Below are 23,363 nucleotides of genomic sequence, written 5' to 3' on the forward strand. Positions count from 1 at the left end.
CCTATCCTCATATCCGGCAGAGTAGAATTAGCCAGGAACCTGTGTGCCGATCCGGCGTCATATGCCGGTTGCCAGCCTTGCGCCGGCAGCGCACACACCTGCCCCGGATTTTTCATGAGGAATGTTCATGCTCTTGTCACCACGACGGATTTTCGTTGCCGCCCTTTTCCTCACCGCCGCACAGATCGCCTTTGCGCAAACGCCGAAAACCGTCTTCCTTGAAGAGCTGACCTGGACCGAGCTGCGCAGCCAGGTCCAGGCCGGCAAGACCACCATCCTGATTCCCATCGGCGCGACCGAGCAAAGCGGCCCCGATGTCGCGCTCGGCAAACACAACGTGCGCGTGAAGATCCTGTCGCAGCGGATCGCGGAAGGACTGGGCAATGCGCTGGTGGCGCCGGTGATCGCTTACGTGCCGGAAGGCAATTTCGCGCCGCCGACGTCGCATATGCGCTTCCCCGGCACCATCACGATCCCGGACGACGTCTTCCAGAAGACCCTGGAATCGGCCGCCAACAGTTTCAAGGTCCACGGTTTCAAGAACATCGTGTTCCTGGGCGACCACGGCGGCTACCAGAACGATGTCAAGAAAGCCGTGGCGCAGCTGAACAAGAGCTGGGCCGGTTCGCCGGCGCGCGCCATCCTGCCGCCGGAATATTACGCCGCCAGTTCGGACGGCTACGCCGAGATACTGCGCAAGCGCGGCTATCGCGACGATGAAATCGGCACCCACGCCGGACTGGCCGACACCTCGCTGCAGCTGGCCGTGGCGCCGCAGATGGTGCGCCAGGACAGCCTGCGCAGCGGCCCCAGGCTCGGCCTGGCCGACGGCGTGTACGGCGGCGATCCGCGCCGCTCCAGCGCTGAAATCGGCCAGCTCGGCATCGACAACATCGTGACGCAGACCGTCAAGGCGCTCAAGGCCGAGACGGCTGCACGCTAAACCATCACTTCAATCACCGACATTACTTTGCTGCTTATTTAATCAAGGAACCATCATGCAATTTCGTTCTTGCCGTCTGTCGCGCCTCGCAATCTCTGTCAGCAGCGCCTTGGCAGCCGTATCCGTCGCCGCCGGCGCCTTCGCCGCGCCCGCCATCGCCACCGTGGCCGGCATGCCGCCCGTGGTCAACCCTGCCAACCTGTACAGCGAAGCCGGCGCCGGCCGCCTCAGTCCAGTAGTAGCTGACGCGCTGCCGCGCATTTATGTGCCTAACCTGCGTTCCAACGATGTCTACGTGATCGATCCGGCGACCTTCAAGGTGGTCGAGAAATTCCGCGTCGGCTACAGCCCGCAGCACGTGGTGCCGGCCTGGGACCTGAAGACCCTGTGGGTAGCGAACAATGCCGAAGGCCGGCCCGACGGCAGCCTGACGCCGATCGATCCCAAGACTGCGAAGCCGGGCAAGGAAGTGGCGGTGGACGATCCCTACAATATGTATTTCACGCCCGACGGCAAGGAAGCCATCGTGGTGGTGGAAGCCCATGCCCAGCTGGATTTCCGCGATGCGCATACGATGGCGCTGAAGTCGAGCCTGCCGGTGCCGGAATGCAAGGGCATCAACCACGCCGATTTTTCGATCGACGGCAAATACGCCCTGTTCACCTGCGAGTTCGGCGGCAAGCTGGCGAAGATCGACATGGTCAACCGCAAGGTGCTCGGCTACCTGCTGCTCGACAAGAAAGGCATGCCGCAGGACATCCGCATTTCGCCGGACGGCAAGGCGTTTTTTGTGGCTGACATGATGGCTGACGGCGTTTATGTGATCGACGGCGATAGTTTCACCAAGACCGGTTTCATCAAGACCGGCACCGGCACCCACGGCTTGTATCCGAGCCGCGACGGCAGCAAGCTGTACGTTTCCAACCGCGGCTCGAACAAGGTCCACGGCGGCCGCCGCGGCAAGGGCAGCATCTCGGTGATCGACTTCGCCACGCGCCAAGTGGTGGCGAACTGGCCGATCCCGGGCGGCGGCAGCCCTGACATGGGCAATGTCAGCGCGGACGGCAAGATGCTGTGGCTGTCCGGCCGTTTCGACGATGTCGTGTATGCCATCGACACCACCAGCGGCGCGGTCAAGTCGATCCCCGTCGGCATGGAGCCGCACGGCCTCACCGTCTGGCCGCAGCCGGGCCGTTATTCGCTGGGCCACACCGGCAACATGCGCTGATTTTTCTCGACCGCTGCCCGGGCTCCCGGTCCGGGCAGCCTGCGCCTGACACTTATTTTCCGCCGATTATGCAAGCCATAGAATCCTTTGAAGTTCCCTACGAAAATTTCTTGCTGAAAGGCGATTTCCATCGCGCCGCTTCGTCTTGCCATGCCTTGATACTGCACGGCGCCGGCGCCAGTTCGCGCGCTACCGCCAGCCGCTCGGGTTTGCGGCCGGCGCTGCAGGCGCGCGGCGTGGCCAGCACTTCGTTCGATTGCATCGGCCATGGCGATACCGGCGGCTTGCTGGAATATTCTTCGGTGGCCAGCCGCACGCGCCAGGCCGAGGCGGTGATCGCAGCCCGCAAGCTGGCGCAGCCGCTGGTGATATTCGGCAGCAGCATGGGCGCTTACAACGCCATCAAGCTGACGCAAACGCACCAGGTCGCCGCCTTGATCCTGATCGTGCCCGGGGTGTATGAACCCGCCGCCTACGCGCTGCCGTTCGGCCCGCGGTTCTCAGAGATCATCCGGCGCCACCGCAGTTGGGCCGACAGCGACGCCTGGGCAATCCTGGCCGGATTCACCGGCAACTTGCTGATTATCGCGGCCGAGCACGACGCCGTGATTCCCCTGGAAATACCGGAACGGCTGCTGCAGTCGGCGCAAAAAGCGCGTTCGCGCCAGCTGCGGATAATCGCCGGGACCGACCACCAGCACCTGTTTCCGCTGTTGAGCGCAGAACGCCCGGATGAATTTGACGAACTGATGCGCCTGATTGTCGATTGCGCCAAGGGTTCCTAGCGTTGTCCGGATGCTTCACAGACGACGCCGCTGGGAATACAGGGCGTTGCTGATATATCCCCTGTCGGGATGGAAGTTAATTTGCTAGCATCCTGCTGCTGCTCTTACATCCACCCCCATCAGGAGGACTTGCATGAAGATTGTATGGTTAGGGTGCCTTATCCTGGCTTTGACTTCCACCCACGCTAGCGCGCAACAGCCTGCAGAGGCGGCAGCCTACAAGAAGGTAAAAGAAGTGGTCCGCGACCTGGAGCGCATCGTCGCGCCGTCCGGCATCCAGGAGTCCTATAAAACCGGCATTGGCGGCATAGACCAATGGCTCAACGTCCGGGGCCAGGACCAGGCCAACCCTATCATCTTGTTCATCCACGGCGGCCCGGCCTCGCCCTTGACACCCACCATCTGGCAGTTCCAGCGGCCGCTGGAAGAATATTTCACCGTGGTCAACTGGGACCAGCGCGGGGCCGGCAAGACCTATGGCGAGGCCTATGGCGCGGCCGATGGCGAGGCCGATCCGCACGCCATCGGCGACAGCATCCATATCCCGCGCTACGTCGACGACGCCATCGAAGTAGCCGAATACGTCCGTAAGCGATACCACAAGAAAAAAATCATCCTGATGGGACACAGCTGGGGTACGGTCATCGGCATGAGTGCCGCGCTGAAGCGCCCCGATCTTTTTTATGCCTACATTGGCATCGGACAGGTCATCAGCACCAGGGAAAACGAGCGCATCAGCTTTGAATACGCGCTGCAGCAGGCAAAAGCGCATGACAATGCGCCTGCCCTGAAGGAACTGGAGTCGATTGCGCCTTACCCGGGCGACCAGCCCATCACGCGCGAGCGCATCATTGTCGCCAGGAAGTGGCCCCAGTTCTACGGCGGCTTGAGCGCATTCCGCGATACATCCACCTATTATTTCGACGCGCCGCTGCTATCGCCAGAGTATGACGAGGCCGATATCCGCGCCATAGACCAGGGCAGCCTGCTCACCTTGGGCAAGATCCTGCCCGAGTTCGTCAATGTCGACTTTACGAATGTCCATACCTTTCCCATACCTGTAGTGATGTTCATGGGGCGCCATGACTACACGACCCCAACCTCGCCTACCGCCGCCTGGCTGGACCAGGTGCGCGCACCCTACAAGCAAGGTGTCTGGTTTGAGCATTCGGCGCACATGATTCCGTGGGAAGAGCCCGGCAAAACGCTGGTCAGCCTGCTGAAATATGTGCGGCCGCTGGCGGAGGGCGCCAACTAGGAGCCGCGATCGGGTGGGCAAAAATGCCGATCCCGGATTTCCTCTATGATTCCAATGCGGCGGCAAGTGCGCATTGCGTAACCTACAGAGAGAATTCCATGAAGATCGATCTAAGCGACAAACATGCAGTAGTGAGCGGCTCGACCGCCGGCATCGGCCTGGCGATTGCGCTCGGCCTGGCGCAGGCGGGGGCGACGGTGGTAGTGAACGGCCGCACCCAGGAACGGGTCGACCAGGCCCTGGAGCAGATCCGCGGCAAAGTTCCTGCCGCCCGCCTGCAAGGCATCGCCGCCGACCTCGGCACCGCGGACGGCGCCGCCCTGCTGTTCAAGCAAGTGCTGGAAACCGACATCCTGATCAACAACCTTGGCATCTTCGAAGCCAAGCCTTTCTTCGATATTACCGATGAAGATTGGCAGCGTTTCTTCGACGTCAACGTGATGAGCGCGGTGCGCCTGTCGCGCCACTACGCGCCGGGCATGGTCAAGCGCGGCTGGGGCCGGGTGCAGTTCCTGTCGAGCGAATCGGGTTTGCAGATTCCCAAGGAAATGGTTCATTACGGCATGACCAAGACAGCCTTGCTGGCAGTTTCGCGCGGCTTGGCGGAAACCCTGGCCGGCAGCGGCGTCACCGTCAACGCGGTGTTGCCGGGGCCGACCCGCTCCGAAGGCGTAGGCGATTTCTTCGCTTCGATGGCGCGCGACCAGGGCATCGCAAGCGAAGAGTTGGAACGCGACTTCCTGAAAGAACACCGCCCCAGCTCGCTGATCCAGCGCCTCGCCACGGTGGAGGAAGTCGCCAACATGGTGGTCTATCTCGCCTCGGTACAGGCTTCGGCTACCACTGGCGCCGCCTTGCGTGTGGATGGCGGCGTGGTGCGTTCGATTTCCTGATTTGCCTGGGCTCTAGCAGCTTCCGCCGCCAGCGCCGCTTTCACCGTGGCGCGGGAGCCGATGTTTTCCATATAGCGGGCGATGGCCGGCCACCGGGCCAGGTCAATCGAAAACAATGTCGTCCAGCGCAGCACCGTGAACAGGTAGGCATCGGCCACGCCGAACTGCGCGCCGAGCAGGTAGTCGTGCTGCTCCAGGGTCGATGCGACCTGGTCCAGGCGCTGCAGCAGCTTGTCCTTGAAGACGGTCTTGACGCCATCCGGGAGCGTCGCGTTGAACAGCGGGCTCAGTCCCGCATGGATTTCGCTGGTGATGAAATTCAGCGATTCCTGCAGGCGCACCCGCTGCCAGCTGCCGTTGGCCGGCGCCAGTTTTGCTTCCGGCCTGAGATCGGCGAGATACTGCACGATTGCCGGCCCCTCCGTCAGCACTTCGCCGTTCTCCAGCTGCAGCGCCGCCACGTAGCCTTTCGGATTGACGGCCAGGAAATCCTGGCCGTCGGCGGTGCGCTTGGTCTTGTTGTCGACCTTCACCAGTTCAAACGGCAAGCCCAGTTCGCGCAGCACGATGTGCGGCGACAGCGAACAAGTCTCGGGGGCAAAATACAGTTTCATCATCCGGTTCTCCTGTGGAATCGCAGCCGTATGCTGCAGGTGCAGGAGAGTATGGTGATGGTAGTTACTATTGTAAAGAAGGGAGATTTTTGTTATATAGGTACATAAATTATACTTAGGTGGCTGCATGAAAACGAATGTCTCGGGCTGCTCGGTGGAGGAAGCCATGCTGCTGCTGGGCGGGCGCTGGCGCATGCTGCTGGTGTCTTACCTGCTGGATGGCCCCAAGCGCTTCAACGACTTGCGGCGCGACGTGCCGAATATCTCCCAGCGCATGCTGACGCTAGACCTGCGCGCCCTGGAAGCGGCGGGACTGGTGCAACGCACGGTTTACGCCGAAGTGCCGGTGAAAGTGGAGTACTGCCTTACCGCCGACGGCCAGCGCTTGCGCAAGGTGGTGGAGGTGCTGAAGGAGTTCGGGCTGTGGCTGAAACAGGAACAGCAGCAAAACCCGGAACAGGCTAAGCTGGCGCCCTGACCGGAACATTTCACTGCACGGCAGGTCTGTTAGAGCTACCATTCACCCCTTGAGACGACGATGCGCCTACTGTTTCCCCTGATGACAATCCTGCTGCTGGCAGCCTGCGGCCATGTCACATCGCCTTCCGGCGAAAGCGGCACCACCATCACTCCCTACGGCGTGATCGATGCCGGCGTCACGCGCAGCAATCGTTAACTTATCCGAACGGAGTATGCAATTGAAGCAACACATTAACGCCAGCCTGGCCGAAGCGCAGCAAGCGCTGGAAGCCCTGCTCGCCAACGACACGGCGCTGCAATCGATCGAACAGGCGGCGGCGCTGCTGATCGATGTGTTTGAACGCAAGGGCCGCGTGTATTCGTGCGGCAATGGCGGCTCGATGTGCGACGCCATGCATTTCGCCGAAGAACTGACCGGCCGCTACCGGCTGGACCGCGCGGCGCTGGGCGCCACCGCGATCAGCGACGCCGGCCACCTGACCTGCGTCGGCAACGACCATGGTTATGAACAGGTGTTTTCGCGTTATATCGAAGGGCACGGCCGCGCCGGCGATTGCCTGGTCGCGCTGAGCACCAGCGGCACCAGCAAGAACATCATCCGCGCGGCGCAAACCGCACGCGACCTCGGCATGCATGTGATTATCCTGTCCGGCAAGCAGGCGGAGCTGCTGTCGTCCCTGAGCGATGTCTATATCTGCACGCCGGGCGGCACGTTCGCCGATCGCGTGCAGGAATTGCACATCAAGGTGCTGCACATCCTGATCGAACTGATCGAACGTCATTTTTTCCCAGAGAACTACGCCGGCAAGGCTTGACGCCTGCCTGCCGCGCCGCGCTCAGCAAGCGAGCGCGTGGCCGGCCGTCTCCCTGCGCGCATCAAGCCAGCTGTTCGGCGCCCGGCACAGCGGCAGCGCTGAGCACCGCGTCGCGCTTGTCCAGCAAGTGCTGGCGCAATATTGCCGCCAGCCGTTTGCCGTCGCGCGCTTCCAGCGCTTTCACCATTTCGTCGTGATCATGCGCGGCGCTATCCCATTTGGTCGGCTGGAAATTCGACTTGAAGCGCAGCGCCTTCAGGCGCCGGTTCAAGCCCAGGTAAGTCTGGCGCAGCACTGAATTGCGGGCGGCGTCGTTGATCTTGTCGTGTATCGCCTGGTTGCGGCTGTAGTAGCCAGGCAAATCGTTCTGCGCCTTGCACGCCAGCATCGCATAGTGCAGGGCCTTGATCTCGGCCAGTTCGACCGGCGTGATGCGCTCGCAGGCCAACTCGCCCGACATCGCTTCCAGGCCGCTCATCAGTTCGAAGGTTTCCCAGATTTCCGTTTCCGACATCTTGGAGACTGAGGCGCCCCGGTTCGGCGATATCTCTATCAAGCCTTCGGCCGCCAGCACCTTCAGCGCTTCGCGCAAGGGGGTGCGCGAAATGCCCAGCGTTTCGCACAACTCCCGTTCGTTGAGTTTGGTCCCTGGTGTCAACACCGCTTCGACGATCAGGTTGCGCAAATGGTCAACCACCGTGTCATGCAGGCGCTGGCGCTCCAGTTTGGGCACCAGGGGAGCGGCTTTTTCTTCCTGTCCAATTATCGCATTTTGCATTCAAAATCCTTTTCCACGCATTTGTCTGTATTTTAACATCAAATACCAGGCGCAAGAATCGTTGGCCGTGGTTATCCGAAGTGAATGTAAAAAAGAATAAATCAGCTAAAAATCACTATATTTCATTGATTATTAAGGGTTTGAAGTGGTTTTAAGCCGATTCCGCCAGTCAGGTATTGTTAAAAATCCCTTTACGGCTGAGATTTGGACTGATAAAGTATTTTGAATGCAAAATACAATTTGTTCAAAGGAGGCATACATGTTGACACTAGATTTCCATCCGGCCGGCCGTCATTTCCTGCAGATCCCGGGTCCCAGCCCGGTGCCTGACCGCATCCTGCGCGCCATGAGTTATCCCACCATCGACCACCGCGGCCCGGAATTCGGCGCGCTGGGCCTGCAGGTGCTGGCAGGCATCAAGAAAATCTTCAAGACCGTGCAGCCGGTAGTGATCTATCCGGCCTCCGGCACCGGCGCCTGGGAAGCGGCACTGACCAATACCCTGAGTCCGGGCGATACGGTGCTGATGTACGAAACCGGGCATTTCGCCACGCTCTGGAAAAAAATGGCGGAGGCCTTGGGATTGAAGCCGGAGTTCCTCGGCTTGCCCGGCACCGAAGGCTGGCGCCAAGGGGTGCAGGCCGACCGCATCGAACAGCGCTTGCGCCAGGATCGCGAACATCAGATCAAGGCGGTGTGCGTGGTCCACAATGAAACTTCAACCGGCGTCACTTCGGATATCGCCGCCGTACGAAGGGCGATAGACGCCGCCGGCCATCCGGCCTTGCTGATCGTCGACACGATTTCCGGCCTGGCCTCGGCGGATTATCGCCACGATGAGTGGGGTGTCGACGTTACCGTGTCCGGATCGCAAAAAGGTTTGATGCTGCCGCCCGGCATCAGCTTCAACGCGGTATCGCAGAAAGCCATCGCGGCCGGCAAGAACGCCAGGTTGCCAAAAGCATTCTGGGACTGGACCGACATCATCGAGATGAACCAGGCCGGCTACTGGCCCTACACGCCCAACACCAACCTGCTGTACGGATTGTCGGAAGCGCTCGACATGATCCTGGGCGAAGGCCTGGAGCAGGTGTTCCTGCGCCACCAGCGGCTGGCAAGCGCCTGCCGCGCCGCGGTGCGTGCCTGGGGCCTGGAAATCCAGTGCGCCGATCCGGCGCTGTACTCACCGGTGCTGACCGGCGTCATGACGCCACCCGGCTTTGATGCCGATGCGATCCGCAAGACCATCTATGAAAACTTCAACATGTCGCTCGGCACCGGCCTCGGGAAAATGAAAGGCGGCATGTTCCGCATCGGCCACCTGGGCGAAGCCAACGACCTGACGCTGATGGCGACCCTGGCCGGCTGCGAAATGGGCCTGAAGCTGGCCGGCGTGCCCCTGGCCGGCAGCGGCGTAGTGGCGGCGATGGAAAACCTGGCGGCGCAAAAGAGCAAACCGGTATTAAAGGCAGCGTAGACGGCGAAATTGCGGAAACCGCTCCGGCACCGTCCCGCAGAGGACGGGGAGCAAGGATAAAGATGTCCTGCGGCGCTTGCCGACCACCATGATATTGGAGACAACAATGAAACACCTGCGTTTGCGCGCGACCACGGTCGTGCTCATCATGTTATGCCTGATGTATTTCATTACCTACCTGGATCGCGTCAACGTCAGCACCGCCGCGGCCGGCTTTGCGAAAGAATTCGATCTGTCGAAAACGCAGATCGGCCTGGTGTTCTCGGCCTTCGCCTATCCCTACCTGGTGTTCCAGATCATCGGCGGCTGGGTCAGCGACAAGTTCGGCGCCAAACGCACCCTGATCTATTGCGGCATCTTGTGGGGCATCGCCACCATCCTGACCGGTTTTGCCGGCGGCCTGTTTTCGCTGCTGCTTGCCCGGCTGCTGCTCGGGCTGGGCGAGGGCGCCACCTTTCCGGCAGCCACCAGCGCCATGTCGCGCTGGGTCGCCAAGGAAAACCGCGGGTTTGCCCAAGGTGTCACCCATGCCTTCGCCCGTATCGGCAATGCGGTCGCGCCGACACTGGTGGTGTTCATCATGGCGACCCATGGCTGGCGCGAATCGTTCTATATCTGCGGGGTGATCAGCCTGGTCTGGGTACTGGTGTGGGCATTCGTGTTTACGGAACATCCGGAGAAACATCCGCGCATTACCCAGGAAGAGCTGGCAGTGCTGCCGGCCGTCAAGAAAAACACGCCGAAGATTCCATGGGGAGCGCTGTTCAAGCGCATGCTGCCGGTGACCATCGTGTATTTCTGCTATGGCTGGACGCTGTGGCTGTTCCTGAGCTGGATCCCGCAATATTTCCTGCACAGCTACGACCTGGACATCAAGAAATCCGCCCTGTTCGCTTCCAGCGTGTTCTTCGCCGGCGTGGTCGGCGATACGCTGGGCGGCATCGTCAGCGACAGGATCCTGAAACGCACCGGCAACCTGAAGCGGGCGCGCAGCCAGATGGTGTCGGTCTGCATGCTATTGACGTTGCTGTCGCTGCTGCCGCTGCTGGTCACGCACAACGTCTACGTCTCGATACTTTGCCTGAGCGCCGGTTTCTTTTTCGCCGAAATGACGATCGGCCCGATGTGGGCGATTCCGATGGATATCGCTCCGCAATATTCAGGCACCGCCAGCGGCATGATGAATACCGGTTCGGCGCTGGCGGCGATCATCTCGCCGGTGCTGTCCGGTTACCTGATCGACCGCTTCGGCAGCTGGGAACTGCCGTTCGTCGGCAGCATGATCCTGATGGGATTCGGCGTGCTGCTGGCGTTCCGCATGCAGCCCGACAGCAAATTCGAGCACAGCGTGGCGGACGCTGCGGCCAACCCGGTGAAGGCCGGCGCCTAGAAGCGCCTGTCGATCCGGCCATGCGACATAGCTATAACCAGGGGTTTTTATGAGTTCTTCGCAATCTCCACAACAGCGGCTGGCGCATCTGTTGGGCACGGCATACGGCAATCATGCGACAGTCGAATGCATTCCGCAGGAACTGGAGCCGGTTAGCGCCGACGCTGCCTACCTGGTGCAGCACGCGTTCCTGCAGCACCGGCAGGCCAGGATCGGCGGCTGGAAGATAGGTGCAAAATCGGCGCAGGGGCCGATACAGGGTGCGCCTTTGCCGGCGGAGCGTATTTATCCCGCCACCACGCTCATCGAGCGCTCCGCTTACCCGGTGCTGGGCATCGAGCTGGAAATCATGTTTTGTTTCGACATCGATTTCCAGCCCGGCGCGGCGCCGATGGCGGAACCGGAGGTAATGCGCCACATCGGCAGCATGGCGGCGTCGATCGAGATCGTTTCCAGCCGCCTTGCCGGCTGGCCGGAAGTGCCCAAGCTGAGCCAGCTGGCGGACCTGCAAAACCACGGCGCCCTGGTCAGCGGCGAGTTCATCGCCTATGACGCCGCTTTTCCTTTCCTGAAGCCGGAGGCGCACCTGACCTTGAACGGCAAGGACATATTCAAGGGCAGCGCCGGCAATCCCGCCGGCGATCCGCGGCGCCTGCTGGGCTGGCTGGTGAACCATTGCAACACGCGCGGCATAACCCTGCCTGCCGGCACGGTAGTCACAACCGGGTCCTATACCGGCATCCACTTTCCGGATGAACCGGGCCTGGTGATCGGCCAGGTTGCGGGTTTGCCGCCGATTCATTTCGAGCTGGCCTAAGCCGGGCATCGGCAATTTTTTCAAGTTTTTGACAGGACTCCATCATGTTGGTCAAGCCTATCCACCTGGTCCCTCGCAGCCCAACGCTGGCGACGCCGCTGGCTGCGCAGCTGCGGCGCGAACTGAAAGGTGAAGTACTGTTCGGCCGGGCCGACCGCGGCCGCTATGCCACCGACGCTTCGATCTACCAGATCATGCCGCTTGGCGTGGCGGTGCCGCGCGACCAGGACGACCTGCTGCTGGCGCTGGACATCGCCCGCAGCCACCAGGTCCCGGTGCTGGCGCGCGGCGCCGGCACCAGCCAGTGCGGCCAGACCGTAGGCGAGGCGCTGGTGATCGACAACAGCAAATGGCTGAACCAGGTCATCGATTTCGATCCGGCGGCGCGCACCGTGACGGTGGAGCCCGGCATGGTCCTCGACCACCTCAACGCCTGGCTCAAGCCGCACGGGCTGTGGTTTCCGGTGGACGTATCGACCGCGGCCCAGTGCACGATCGGCGGCATGGCAGGCAATAATTCCTGCGGCTCGCGGTCGATCGAGTACGGCAACATGGTGCACAACGTAGCCGCCATCGATGCGGTGCTGGCTGACGGCACGCTAGGACGCTTCCAACGCCTGGACCGCATGGAGCAGGGCGGCCGCATCGGCGGCATCACCGCCGGACTGCAGCGTATCGCGCGGCGCGAACAGGCCGAGATCACGGAACGCGTACCCAAGGTGCTGCGGCGGGTCGGCGGCTACAACATCGATATCTTCGATTGCCAGAATCCGCGCGCCTACACTGACGACGGCATTGCCAACCTGGCGCATATCCTGGTCGGCTCCGAAGGGACGCTGGCGTACAGCAGACAGCTCACCTTGTCGCTGGCGCCGCTGCCGGCGCACAAGGTCCTGGGCGTGGTCAATTTCCCGACCTTCTACCAGGCAATGGACATGACGCAGCACATCGTCAAGCTCGGTCCGACCGCGGTCGAGCTGGTCGACCGCACCATGATCGACCTGTCCATGGGCAATCCGGCATTCAAGCCAGTCATCGAAAAAGCCCTGGCAGGGCAGCCGCAAGCGATTTTGCTGGTCGAGTTCGCCGGAGACGATCGCGCCGCGCTGTTGAAAAAACTGGCCAGCCTGGACCAATTGATGGCCGACCTGGGGCTGCCCGGGTCCGTGGTGCAAATGAGCGGCGCGGCCGACCAGAAAGCATTGTGGGATGTGCGCAAGGCTGGCCTGAACATCATGATGAGCATGAAGGGCGACGGCAAGCCGGTATCCTTCATCGAAGATTGCGCCGTGCCGCTGGAGCACCTGGCCGAATACACCAGCCAGCTGACCGAAGTGTTCCACAAATACGGCACCGAAGGCACCTGGTACGCGCACGCCAGCGTCGGCACCCTGCATGTCAGGCCGATACTCGACATGCGCCGCGGCGGCGCCAAGGATATGCGCGAAATTGCCGAGGCTGCCTCGGCGCTGGTGCGCAAATACAAAGGCGCTTATTCGGGCGAACACGGCGACGGCCTGTGCCGCGGCGAATGGGTGGCCTGGCAATACGGTCCGAAAATCAATGCGGCCTTCACCGAGATCAAGGAACTGTTCGATCCGCAGAATCGCTTCAACCCGGACAAGATCGTGCGCCCGCCCAAGATGGACGACGCCAGCAATTTCCGTTTTGTCCCAGGCTATAGCGAGCTGCCGCATCGTCCTTTGCTGGACTGGTCGTCCTGGAACGTCAGGCGCAATCCGCTGACCGGCGAAGAAACCGCGGCCGGCAGCGGCGGCGACCAGAGCGGCGGCCTGGCCAAGCTGGTTGAAATGTGCAACAACAACGGCCATTGCCGCAAATTCGACGCCGGCACCATGTGCCCCAGCTATCGCATCACTAAAGACGAAAAGCACGTCACGCGCGGCCGCGCCAATACCCTGCGCCTGGCGCTGTCGGGCCAGCTCGGCAGCGAGGGCCTGGCCAGCGCCGAGGTCAAGGAAGTGCTGGACCTGTGCGTATCGTGCAAAGGCTGCAAGCGCGACTGCCCGACCGGTGTCGACATGGCCAAGATCAAGATTGAAGCGCGCGCGGCGTGGGCCGGCAAGCATGGCCTCAGCTTGCGCGACAGGCTGGTGGGATTTGTGCCGAAGTATGCGCCGTACGCCAGCGCTATCGGCGGCCTGATCGCCTGGGCCGATGGCATTCCTGTGCTGTCCGGCTGGCTGAAAAAGCAGGTAGGCCTGGCGCCGCAACGATCTTTTCCGCGCTTCAAGAATGCTTTTCTGAACAATGCAAGATCGGCTGGAGAGGGCGAACGGGAGGTCTTGCTGTTCGTCGATACCTTCAACAATTACATGGAACCTGAAAACGCCCGTGCCGCGCAAGCGGTGCTGGAAGCCGCCGGGTACCAGGTGCACTTCAATACGGTGGCAGGCCAAAAGCCCTTGTGCTGCGGCCGTACCTATCTGTCTGCCGGCCTGGTCGAACAGGCAAAGGCGGAAGCACGCAGGACGCTGGATGTATTGATGCCATTCGTTGAGCGCGGAATTGCCATTGTCGGGCTGGAGCCATCCTGCCTGCTGTCCTTGCGCGACGAGTTTCTTAATTATGGTTATGGCGAAGAGGCGAAGAAGCTGGCGGCGTCGGCCTATCTTTTTGAGGAATTCCTGATGAGAGAAAAAAAGGCCGGCCGTTTCCACCTGGACCTGAAGCCGCTGCCTGGCAACAAAGTCCTGGTGCACGGGCATTGCCATCAAAAAGCCTTCGACGCTTTGCGTCCGGTGCACGCGGTATTGCAATGGATCCCGCACATTGAACTGGATTCAGTGGAATCTTCCTGCTGCGGCATGGCCGGCAGTTTCGGCTATGAAGCCGAGCACTACGATGCGTCGATCGCCATGGCCGAGCTGGCGTTGTTGCCGGCTGTCCGCAAGGCTGGCAAAGACAGTATCATCGTCGCCGACGGTACCAGCTGCCGGCACCAGATTCACGATGGAGCGGATACGGTTGCGCTGCATGTGGCGCGTGTCCTCGCCATGTCGCTACCGTGAATTGAGCTGGGCTTTCGCATTGCTACAGCGATGCACAACCGTAGCAGTCCTGGCTGCTTCCTGCCGGAGCTACGCGCATCTTGCTTTCGCACGTCACCTTAAGCCTGTCGTCACCCATCGTCGCCACCATTCCTGGTTCGCCCTGAAAGCAGCAGGTTCAGGTTTTGTTTTTCGATACGGCGTATCCGGCGCGCGGGATCATGCGCGGCATGCGCCCCTGCTTTCCTTGCCCTGGCCGGCGCAACCAGCGGATTGCGCGGTTTCGGCACTTTGATCGTTATTTTCATCTTCATCCTTTCATGCAGATGACCAGGCGCAGCGTGTGCGCCACTGTTTGTCATGCCGGCATTTCTGCTGCGGGCCGGCCAATGCCTGGCCCGGAAAAGCAAAAACCCCGGCGAGTTTCCTCACCGGGGTTCATGGTTGGAACGACCGGCTCGGGTCGGCAATGTCGCCGAAGGCCCCGAGCAGTCATGCACGGGGCTATTTATTGTTCAAATTGTTGATAGCCGTCCGTGGCATGGCCGTTCCTTTCCTGTAAAAAATACGTTGGTCAAAATGCTGAGTTGCGATTCTGCGCTCGATGAAAACGCGGTGTCAAACGTTTCGTCGATACACCGCCGTGTTCTGTTGTTTTTTGTGCGAGTGCCCGCGATGGACATGGCCGCGCGCTTCAGTTCAAGTCGCGCATCCTGCTGTGCTTGGGCAGCCTGGCCGCCAGGTAATCGTGCTGGTCGGCCAGCACGTTCCTGCCGCTCAGCAGATAGTGTTCGGCGCGGCATGGCACATAAGGCACGTACAGCAGCGGGCGGAAGCTTTCCAGCGGCTTGTTGCCCTTTTCCTGGTTGCAGTCCTTGCAGGCGGTGACGCAGTTCATCCAGGTGTCTTTGCCGCCGTGGGAGCGTGCATGGATGTGATCGCGCGACAGTTCGTTGTGCGGAAAGCGGCCGCCGCAGTATGCGCAAGTGTAGCGGTCGCGCCTGAACAGCAAGTCGTTGTGATGGCCCAGCGGCAGTTCCATGTGCAGCATGCGCGCCATGATGGCGCTGCCGGCGATGGCGATGATAGGTTTGACAGCGATGCGCGATTGCACGCCGGCGCGGGAATAGCCGCCGCGGAAAACGATGTCGCCATCTCCCAGTTCCCAAGCCACTTTCCCGCTCGCGTAATAGAGCACAGCATCTTGCGGCGAGATCCAGTCGAATGGATTGCCTGCGATATCGAGAGTCAGAATATGGGAGATCATTTTCTTCACCTTTGCCGTTGATTATAACCAGCATCTCCCGGTTTCGGAAAGCGGGCGTTTTTTCGTTGTTTTACTGGCGGATGAGCATAAATCCGATGGGGTGGTTTATCGGGAACGATCCGATATCTTCGCGGGTCACAGCCGCGGGCTTTGCCGGTTAAGCTAAAACCACCATTGAAGCGCTTCTCAGGCGCGAGAACCCATTCAGGCTGGTTCCTGAAATTGATCCGGATGACCGGCGCTAAAAGCCGGCCTATCTATTTTTGAATGACACAGGTACTGAATGCGCCATTATTTTCAAACATGATCGCCACTGGCAGAAAGCGTCTGATGACCTCGGCGTTGGTCGTTGCGTGCCTGGACACGTAACTGGTCGTGAAGCGGCCGCTTCCCGCCAATGCAAATGGCAGCATGATCTGATCCGCCAGGTGTTCACCTACCGCGGCGCCCGAGGCGATATATTGCCGAACCTGTGAAATTACTTTTTTTGCAACATCCTCGGCGCGCACCATTTTTTCGCCGAAGGCGCAAAAGACATCTGTCGCGTGCTGGTGTTCCAGGGTGAGCAGCAAGGCATTGCCTGGTCCTTGATCGTGGGACAGGCCGCGGATCAATAGTTGCGGCTCATCCCAGCCCATGGCAGTTTGCACACTGGCCAGTTCTCGCTTTGCGACATCAGCCGGCACTCCCGCGATAAAACTTTCCGCATAGCCGGACAGGCGCTCGCCGCGTGTCATCAATTCAAGTGGGCGCAGTTGTCCGCACGGCGATACGCGCGCCACGATTTCGCCGCCGCCGGCGGGATAAAAGCCGAAGCGTTTCAGTTCAATATCCACTGTCGCACCCATCTCGGCCAGCACGCGGCCGTATGCGCGCTGCAAAAAATGTGCGGGCGGCGCCATGGAATTATGCGTACCCCCGGTGATGTGGACTACCGATGGCGCATCCGCATACAGCAATGCCGGCAGCAAGGTCTGCAACACCAGGGTGCAGCTGCCGGCCGTGCCGATGGCGAACCGGTATTCGCCGCCTTTGATTTTTCCCGGCACGAATTGCAGCGATTGCGAACCCACGGTCGCGCCGCCGATATCGGCATTGCTTATCTCGGCCGCGGCTTGCACCGCCACCAGGTGCTGGCGCATCAATCCGGGTTTGGGCCGGTTGGCCCTGATATTGGCAATGCGAAACGGTTGGCCGGTAATCATCGACAATGTCAGCGCCGTGCGCAAAACCTGGCCGCCGCCTTCCCCTGTTGCTCCATCTAATTCAATCATTTTATGCATTTCTTTATTTTTATCGTCATGGCTTCGGCCGAAACCGGAGCCATGACATCTCATAAGAGAGGAAATCCCCTATCCTTTTACGCATACCACTTGTTTCAGGGTATGCACGACTTCCACCAACGCGCGCTGCGCTTCCATCACGGCGTCGATATCTTTGTACGCCATCGGAATCTCATCGATCACATTGGCATCCTTACGGCATTCCACGCCCTCGGTTGCCTTGATCTGGTCGTCAACGGTAAAGCGTTTTTTTGCCTCGGTCCGGCTCATGGTCCGTCCGGCGCCGTGGCTGCAGCTGTTGAAGCTTTCCGCATTGCCTTTTCCGCGCACGATGAAGCTTTTCGCTCCCATCGATCCTGGAATGATCCCGAGCTCGCCTGCACGCGCCGACACGGCGCCTTTGCGCGTTACCAGCACGTCCTTGCCGAAATGGTGCTCTTTCTGCACGTAGTTATGGTGGCAATTTACTGCTTCCACGTGCGTCTCGAACGGCTTGCTGATCACAGTGCGGACCGCTGCAATCAAGTTCTGCATCATCACTTCACGGTTCATTCGCGCAAATTTCTGCGCCCAGCTCACGGCTTCGACATAATCGTCGTAATGCCGGGTGCCTTCCGGCAGATAAGCCAGGTCCTGATCCGGCAAGTTAATGAAATGCGTACGCATATCCTGCTTGGCCAGCTCGATGAAATGCGAGCCGATCGCGTTGCCTACGCCGCGTGAACCGGAGTGCAGCATAAACCAGACCGCATTGGTTTCGTCCAGGCATACTTCGATGAAGTGGTTGCCGGAACCCAGAGTACCCAGGTGACGATAATTATTCGTGTTTTTCAGCTTGGGCGTTTTAAGGCAAACCACGTCGAATTCGTCTTTCAACTGCGCCCATGCAGCATCAACCGGCGTCGGCGGCGTTTCCCAGGAACCTTTATCGCGTCCCTTGAAACCACGCGTCTTCGGCGACATCCCGTGTGGAACGGCTTTCTCGATTGCACTACGCAACGGCCCCAGGTTATCGGGCAGATCGCTGGCGCTCAAGGTTGTCTTGGCAGCCATCATCCCGCAACCGATATCTACCCCGACGGCGGCAGGAATGACGGCGCCCAGGGTTGGAATCACGCTCCCGATGGTCGAACCTTTGCCAACGTGCACGTCAGGCATTACGGCCAGATGCTTATAAATGAACGGCATCTTCGCGGTATTGGCAAGTTGCTGCCTGGCTTCGGCTTCCACCGGCACGCCTTTGGTCCACATCTTGATATGGCTTCCGCCTTCAACGTTCAACACGTCGTATTCTTCATGCTTCATGGTCTTCTTCTTTTAAAAATAAGAGTGATGACAAGTGATGATGAAATATTTTCTGAGCTTTCGGCTTACGCCGACCCGGGTTTGAACCGGGGACCTCCGGAGCAAGCTCCGGCGCTCTACCGATGTAATTTCATCTGCATTCATCAAAAACAAATTGGCGACAAGGAGTGGTGAAACGGTGTGCGGTTTCCCGCACGGCGCTCTTCCAGTTAAGCTACGGCGACGGTATTTTGTCGCCGGCGGGATTTGAACCCGCACCTCCCCAGGTTTAATGATGTAGTTCCACCTGCATTCGCCTAAAACCTGATAATGCGCGGTCTGTTAAATCCCGACAAGAGTCGACAGGACATTCTGCCAGACTTGTTCCGCCTGGCAGGCCGGATTCGAACCGACTTTACCTGATGTAGTCTTGCCGGCATTCGGGGACACGCGCAATTGAGCCACGGTATGACAAGAGGTCGATGTGACGAGACAATTTGATGTAATCACACCGGCATTCATGCCGCGCTCAAAACCTGTACTGCTAATTCTGATCAGCCAGCTCATATTGAGCTCCTTTAATAAGACCCTCAGCCGTATCTGGGCCAGGGGCGTCAAATAACGATGGATTGAATTTCACCCACCCAATGCGCTGAACTCAACTGACCGGCTGCAAAATCGGCGACGATCTGGAAGATATCGTCCGAAAAACCGCCGATGTTCAAGATGTCTGCCCGTTCCACGGCCTGGGTCGTGCTGTATGGCGTGATATCGATGCAAGCCAGCCTGGCGTTCGGGTTGCGCTGCTTGAATATGTTCCATTCACGCATTGTGGCAGTTGCGCCGCCACGCTTCGCGTCCACCCAGGATTCGTTATCCGACACAAAAATCACCAGGTCAGCCTTCGCCTTGTTCTTGTTCAACTGCGCCAGCGGTGCGCTGCAATTTGTGCCGCCGCCGCCGATGGACGCCAGCTTGCTCGCGTTAGTCATGACTGAATCGCGCGGATTCACATTGCAAGCCACTACGTCATTTTCGAACGGCAACACCAGCGTGTCCGGATTCTTGCGCAGCATCGCGGCAGCCATCAGCGCGGCGACATCGATGCAACGAACCGCCGATGTCGCAGAACCGCGATACCCTGTGGCGGATGAATGCATGGAGCCTGATACGTCAGGGCACACCACTACCTTTCCGGCAATTTCAGGCACGTTGTTCAGCGCAATTTCCATCGCGTCTTGTAATGCTTCACTAATTTCCATTGGTATCTCTTTGTTGGCCGCGGCATAGGCGGCCATTAACTGGTACGGAAAAACCATGGCCTTCGCAATCGCTTCGGCGTCGCGCAGTTTCTCCGCAATGCATGCCGTCATGCCCGGTAACGCATACACACCGTGGCGCGCAAATGTATTCAGGTTCATGCGCAGCATCTGCCATCCGCTTTGGCGTGCAATCTGCGCCCATGCCTGGTCCGACAGTTCCAACGCGGTCAGCATCTGGAACGGCACATTCGGCAACGGTTGCGAGCGGTCGGCCTTGTACGCCTCAAATGCCTTTACCAGAGGCGGCAGCGCTTGCGGGTCATATGCCTTGCCGATCAGCCATGCGAAGAATGCTTCACGCCAGGCTTCCGCCGGTTTGGGATGGACCATCTTCACTACATCAGCCAGCGACGGCGCATTGCCTACCGCTGCGGACAACAAGTCTTTTTCGGACGCATTGTTCAGCCATGCTTGCACCAGCTTCTTCGGACGGGTGCCCAGCGACTTGCGTCCTACGGCGCCCGATCGCATGATTTGCACAAAATTGCGCAGCATCTTGCCGTTGTTGATCACGCGCTTGAAAGTGCGCGACAGCTCGGGCGATCCTTTTCCAGCCAATGTCGCTGTCAACAACGCCGGCATATCTTTCATATAGCCGCGTTCACGGCAGTACACGGCGGTCTGTGCAACGAAATGCGCATCGACTTCTTTGCACAGTTCCAATACGGTTTCCAGCTGGGCTTCGGCGCTTGCGTAGTAAGTAGCGTTCAGGCAGCCGGTAGCCGCGTATTGCGCCAGCTGATGGCGCGGCGACATTGCATAGGCTGGCGCCCCTTCGAAGTTGGCGGCGTTTGCCTGCGGCAGGAATTTGCCCTTCAGGCTCTGGAACAATTGGGTATTAGCCATTTTCATTTCCTCGGTTCTTGGTCACTGTTGCTATTCGTTTGCGGCGAGATCCTGATTTGGATCTGCTCGCTCTATGTCCCTTATATTGCAACGACTGTGCCAGGCCCGATTTTTGCGGTATGGATTTGTATAACTATTTGATTAAAAAAGGATTGTTTTCTATTTGGAGCCAAGTGGCAGCTATATGGGATTATTGAAAATTGTGATAAATTATCTTTATAGATAAAAACTTATCCAAAATATGAAGAAGAAACGCGTTGTTGTTGTTGGATTTGTCGGCACCCAACTGGACAAGGGCTCTGGCAGCGGCCGCTGGGACAAATGGCGTCCTACGGTCGCGCTGACCCAGCATGACGAGATGGTGATCGAACGCCTGGAGCTGCTGTATAGCGGCAAGTACGAAAACCTTGTGCAGCAGGTAACACGCGATATCGGATCGGTGTCTCCGGAAACCGAAGTGGTTGCCCGCCAGCTGCCTATCGCCGATCCCTGGGATTTTGAAGACGTGTATGGAAGCCTGTTCGATTTTGCGAAGAGCTACCCGTTCGATACCGATAACGAGGAATACTGGATCCACATCACAACCGGTTCGCACGTGGTCCAGATCTGCATGTTCCTGATGACCGAGGCGCACTATTTTCCAGCACGCCTGCTGCAATCCTCGCCACCGCGCCGGCACAGGGCTGGCGACCCGGGGAGCTATACGCTGATCGATCTCGATCTCTCCAGGTATGACCAGATCGCGCAACGTTTCTCGCGTGAGCAAGAGGAAGGAGTGGCGTTCCTGAAATCCGGCATTGCAACCCGCAATGCGCGTTTCAATACCATGATCGATGAAATCGAGCGTGTCGCCATCAAATCCAGGGCGCCTATCTTGCTGATGGGGCCGACCGGAGCCGGCAAATCGTTTCTTGCCCGGCGCGTGTTCGAGTTAAAGAAAGCACGCCATCAGCTGGATGGAAAATTCGTTGAGTTGAATTGCGCGACGCTGCATGGCGACGGCGCAGGATCTACTTTGTTCGGCCATATCAAAGGGGCGTTCACAGGCGCGGCTTCGGACCGTCCGGGGCTGCTGCGTACGGCGCACAAGGGATTGCTGTTCCTCGACGAGATCGGAGAGCTGGGTCTTGACGAGCAGGCCATGCTGCTGAAAGCGGTCGAGGAAAAGCGCTTTCTTCCGGTAGGCGGCGACCACGAGGTGCAAAGCGACTTCCAGTTGATCGCCGGCACCAATCGCGATCTGTCGAGGGAAGTTGTAGCCGGACGCTTCCGCGAAGACTTGTATGCGCGTATCAACCTGTGGACCTACGAACTACCTGGACTGGTAGACCGCTCGGAAGATATCGAACCCAATATCGATTACCTGCTGGCGCAATTCGGCGCTGAAAACGGCCAGATGGTTCGTCTGAACAAGGAAGCGCGGGATCACTACATGCGTTTTGCGATGTCGGCAGAAGCGCTGTGGATGGGAAATTTCAGGGATTTGTCGGCTTCCGTGACACGTATGGCGACATTGGCCGATGCCGGCCGTATTACCGCTGCCATCGTGTCCGATGAGACCCGGCGCCTGAAACGGTTGTGGCATCACTATGCAACACCGTCGACCGAAGCGGATGGGATCGACCCTGAGGAAGTGCTAGGGCGAGATCAGATAGCGCAAATGGATTTGTTCGATGTCATGCAATTGAAAGCGGTAATCGAGATATGCCGTCGTTCGAAATCGATGTCTGATGCTGGCCGCAAACTGTTCGCCGCATCGCGCAGCGCCAAGGAAAAACCAAACGATGCGGACCGGCTCAAGAAATATCTGGCGAAATTCGGCCTGAACTGGGAGAGATTGAACGCAGGCGGCAGCGACACAATCGTCAGGTAAGCACGGTATCCCGCAGCAGGCGGTCCAGCACGGTGAAATCCTGCTGTTCGTCGTGGACGGGCGCAAAAGCATGGCTGAGCCGGTCCAGGTGAAATTCAAGAAACTGGTTGATGAGCGGCATGGCCAGGCCATGCTCGGACTCCAGCGCCCGACGCTTGATTGACAGCAGTTCGGCAATCGCATTCTTGAGCGGGGTATCGACGACGATGGCATCAACCATATCCTGGAAGCGCATGGGTACCGGCCCGCGCTCTTGTTCTATCCATATGCAGGCGAGCAAAGGCCGAAGTACGTATAGGTACTTCTTGAGGCGAACGGTTTCTCCGCGCAAATGCTCGCGATAATTTTTCCTGGCCATGTGCAGATAATGGTGGAAAGCGCGTTCAGGGCGGCTGACCTGGCCGGCAGCTGTAACTATAGCCGGGAGGAATGCCGGATCTGCCTTGTAGATCACTGGCGACGACAGCCATTCCACCAGCGTGGCGTTACCGTTGCGCAGCAGGCCAAGCGCCTTGCGCAGATCCCAGCCGCTGACGTCATAGACATCGCTGATAGGAAGTTCAATGACATCCCGTCCGGGAAGGACGGTCAAATACCAGTCCAGGCGATTGGCATAGATAAAACGCACATCGTAGTCGCTGTCGGGTGAAGCAAAGCCCCAGCCGCGGCTGCCAGACTCGCATGCGAACAGCACCTTGACGGCGTATTCAGCTTCAATCCGGGCAAGTGTGGCGTTGATCTGGATTCGGACATCGGGATCGATCGGGTGCTCGGCGTCGTGATCGGTAGGTTTATCCATGGCGCAAATAAAAACACGTAGATTAGCCTAACGACCCGGCCCGCACAAATGTCTGTGTAAAAGCGGCCCGGATAGCGCGGGTATGGGACGGCATTGGGCGACGGCCGAGATGTCTGCGATTGCATCAAGCATCGACTTCACAGACAATACCTGAGCCAATTACAACAAGAGAGCTAACACTATGATTATGTGGGGGATTC

At 59.3% G+C, this 23,363-nt stretch carries 22 protein-coding genes; 13 read left to right on the plus strand and 9 right to left on the minus strand.

Annotated elements, in window-relative coordinates; translation table 11 throughout:
* Window positions 1–127 precede the first annotated feature (127 nt).
* From BM062_RS09175 to BM062_RS09195, 5 genes are all read left to right on the plus strand, one after another.
* Entirely contained in the window at window positions 128–943 is an 816-nt protein-coding gene (locus BM062_RS09175; protein ID WP_092396016.1) for a creatininase family protein, read from the plus strand.
* Between the two features lie 55 nt (window positions 944–998).
* Window positions 999–2,171, plus strand: a complete 1,173-nt coding sequence (locus BM062_RS09180) for a YncE family protein (protein WP_092396017.1) — start codon at window positions 999–1,001, stop codon at window positions 2,169–2,171.
* A 68-nt stretch (window positions 2,172–2,239) separates the two neighbouring features.
* Window positions 2,240–2,956, plus strand: a complete 717-nt coding sequence (locus BM062_RS09185) for an alpha/beta fold hydrolase (protein ID WP_092396019.1) — start codon at window positions 2,240–2,242, stop codon at window positions 2,954–2,956.
* Window positions 2,957–3,089: 133 nt separating this feature from the next.
* Window positions 3,090–4,214 carry an alpha/beta hydrolase gene (locus tag BM062_RS09190; RefSeq protein ID WP_092396021.1) on the plus strand — a complete coding sequence of 375 codons (1,125 nt, stop codon included), beginning with the start codon at window positions 3,090–3,092 and terminating at the stop codon, window positions 4,212–4,214.
* A gap of 98 nt (window positions 4,215–4,312) precedes the next feature.
* Window positions 4,313–5,107, plus strand: coding sequence for an SDR family NAD(P)-dependent oxidoreductase (locus tag BM062_RS09195; RefSeq protein WP_092396023.1), 795 nt, complete (start codon window positions 4,313–4,315; stop codon window positions 5,105–5,107).
* Here the strand turns inward: BM062_RS09195 and gstA are convergent.
* Window positions 5,026–5,721 carry a glutathione transferase GstA gene (gstA, locus tag BM062_RS09200; RefSeq protein ID WP_092396140.1) on the minus strand — a complete coding sequence of 232 codons (696 nt, stop codon included), beginning with the start codon at window positions 5,719–5,721 and terminating at the stop codon, window positions 5,026–5,028. The genes BM062_RS09195 and gstA overlap by 82 nt on opposite strands.
* 127 nt (window positions 5,722–5,848) lie before the next feature.
* Between gstA and BM062_RS09205 the strand changes: the two genes are divergently transcribed.
* Genes BM062_RS09205 through BM062_RS09210 form a run of 3 tightly spaced genes read left to right on the plus strand, consistent with a single transcriptional unit; the run spans window position 5,849 to window position 7,016 of the window.
* Window positions 5,849–6,199, plus strand: a complete 351-nt coding sequence (locus BM062_RS09205; protein WP_092396025.1) for a winged helix-turn-helix transcriptional regulator — start codon at window positions 5,849–5,851, stop codon at window positions 6,197–6,199.
* A gap of 60 nt (window positions 6,200–6,259) precedes the next feature.
* Window positions 6,260–6,397, plus strand: a complete 138-nt coding sequence (locus tag BM062_RS25535) for a hypothetical protein (protein WP_175500941.1) — start codon at window positions 6,260–6,262, stop codon at window positions 6,395–6,397.
* A 16-nt stretch (window positions 6,398–6,413) separates the two neighbouring features.
* The gene (locus BM062_RS09210; protein WP_092396027.1) at window positions 6,414–7,016 is read left to right on the plus strand and encodes an SIS domain-containing protein; all 603 of its coding nucleotides are present in this window, start codon (window positions 6,414–6,416) and stop codon (window positions 7,014–7,016) included.
* A 61-nt stretch (window positions 7,017–7,077) separates the two neighbouring features.
* Here the strand turns inward: BM062_RS09210 and BM062_RS09215 are convergent, their stop codons facing one another.
* A complete protein-coding gene (locus BM062_RS09215; RefSeq protein ID WP_092396029.1) occupies window positions 7,078–7,794 on the minus strand; it encodes a GntR family transcriptional regulator in 717 nt (238 codons plus the stop codon).
* A gap of 259 nt (window positions 7,795–8,053) precedes the next feature.
* Between BM062_RS09215 and BM062_RS09220 the strand changes: the two genes are divergently transcribed.
* The 4 genes from BM062_RS09220 (at window position 8,054) to BM062_RS09235 (ending at window position 14,510) form a co-directional block, all read left to right on the plus strand.
* Window positions 8,054–9,271, plus strand: a complete 1,218-nt coding sequence (locus BM062_RS09220; protein ID WP_092396031.1) for a pyridoxal-phosphate-dependent aminotransferase family protein — start codon at window positions 8,054–8,056, stop codon at window positions 9,269–9,271.
* Between the two features lie 106 nt (window positions 9,272–9,377).
* Window positions 9,378–10,661 carry an MFS transporter gene (locus BM062_RS09225; RefSeq protein WP_092396033.1) on the plus strand — a complete coding sequence of 428 codons (1,284 nt, stop codon included), beginning with the start codon at window positions 9,378–9,380 and terminating at the stop codon, window positions 10,659–10,661.
* A 49-nt stretch (window positions 10,662–10,710) separates the two neighbouring features.
* Complete coding sequence (locus BM062_RS09230) at window positions 10,711–11,478, plus strand: 2-keto-4-pentenoate hydratase (RefSeq protein ID WP_092396035.1); 768 nt, start codon at window positions 10,711–10,713, stop codon at window positions 11,476–11,478.
* 44 nt (window positions 11,479–11,522) lie between these two features.
* Window positions 11,523–14,510: an FAD-binding and (Fe-S)-binding domain-containing protein gene (locus tag BM062_RS09235; protein WP_092396036.1), complete on the plus strand. Its 2,988-nt coding sequence runs from the start codon at window positions 11,523–11,525 to the stop codon at window positions 14,508–14,510.
* Window positions 14,511–14,620: 110 nt separating this feature from the next.
* On the opposite strand, the gene BM062_RS09240 is transcribed toward BM062_RS09235, so the two are convergent.
* From BM062_RS09240 to BM062_RS09265, 6 genes are all read right to left on the minus strand, one after another.
* Window positions 14,621–14,797, minus strand: a complete 177-nt coding sequence (locus BM062_RS09240) for a hypothetical protein (RefSeq protein WP_254785014.1) — start codon at window positions 14,795–14,797, stop codon at window positions 14,621–14,623.
* 386 nt (window positions 14,798–15,183) lie between these two features.
* A complete protein-coding gene (locus BM062_RS09245; protein WP_175500942.1) occupies window positions 15,184–15,756 on the minus strand; it encodes an HNH endonuclease in 573 nt (190 codons plus the stop codon).
* A gap of 257 nt (window positions 15,757–16,013) precedes the next feature.
* Entirely contained in the window at window positions 16,014–17,030 is a 1,017-nt protein-coding gene (gene rtcA / locus BM062_RS09255; protein ID WP_092396042.1) for an RNA 3'-terminal phosphate cyclase, read from the minus strand.
* A 78-nt stretch (window positions 17,031–17,108) separates the two neighbouring features.
* Window positions 17,109–18,344 carry an RtcB family protein gene (locus BM062_RS09260; protein ID WP_092396044.1) on the minus strand — a complete coding sequence of 412 codons (1,236 nt, stop codon included), beginning with the start codon at window positions 18,342–18,344 and terminating at the stop codon, window positions 17,109–17,111.
* Window positions 18,345–18,665: 321 nt separating this feature from the next.
* A complete protein-coding gene (locus BM062_RS25000) occupies window positions 18,666–18,890 on the minus strand; it encodes a hypothetical protein (RefSeq protein WP_139220019.1) in 225 nt (74 codons plus the stop codon).
* Window positions 18,891–18,937: 47 nt separating this feature from the next.
* Window positions 18,938–20,491, minus strand: coding sequence for a vWA domain-containing protein (locus BM062_RS09265; protein ID WP_092396046.1), 1,554 nt, complete (start codon window positions 20,489–20,491; stop codon window positions 18,938–18,940).
* Window positions 20,492–20,732: 241 nt separating this feature from the next.
* Here BM062_RS09265 and rtcR point away from each other — a divergent pair, with 241 nt between their 5' ends.
* Entirely contained in the window at window positions 20,733–22,364 is a 1,632-nt protein-coding gene (gene rtcR, locus BM062_RS09270; RefSeq protein ID WP_092396048.1) for an RNA repair transcriptional activator RtcR, read from the plus strand.
* On the opposite strand, the gene BM062_RS09275 is transcribed toward rtcR, so the two are convergent.
* Window positions 22,357–23,163 carry a nucleotidyltransferase domain-containing protein gene (locus BM062_RS09275; RefSeq protein WP_092396050.1) on the minus strand — a complete coding sequence of 269 codons (807 nt, stop codon included), beginning with the start codon at window positions 23,161–23,163 and terminating at the stop codon, window positions 22,357–22,359. The genes rtcR and BM062_RS09275 overlap by 8 nt on opposite strands.
* Window positions 23,164–23,363 lie beyond the last annotated feature (200 nt).

The sequence above is a fragment of the Collimonas sp. OK412 genome (assembly GCF_900112135.1).
In the GTDB taxonomy this organism is placed as follows: domain Bacteria; phylum Pseudomonadota; class Gammaproteobacteria; order Burkholderiales; family Burkholderiaceae_D; genus Collimonas; species Collimonas rhizosphaerae.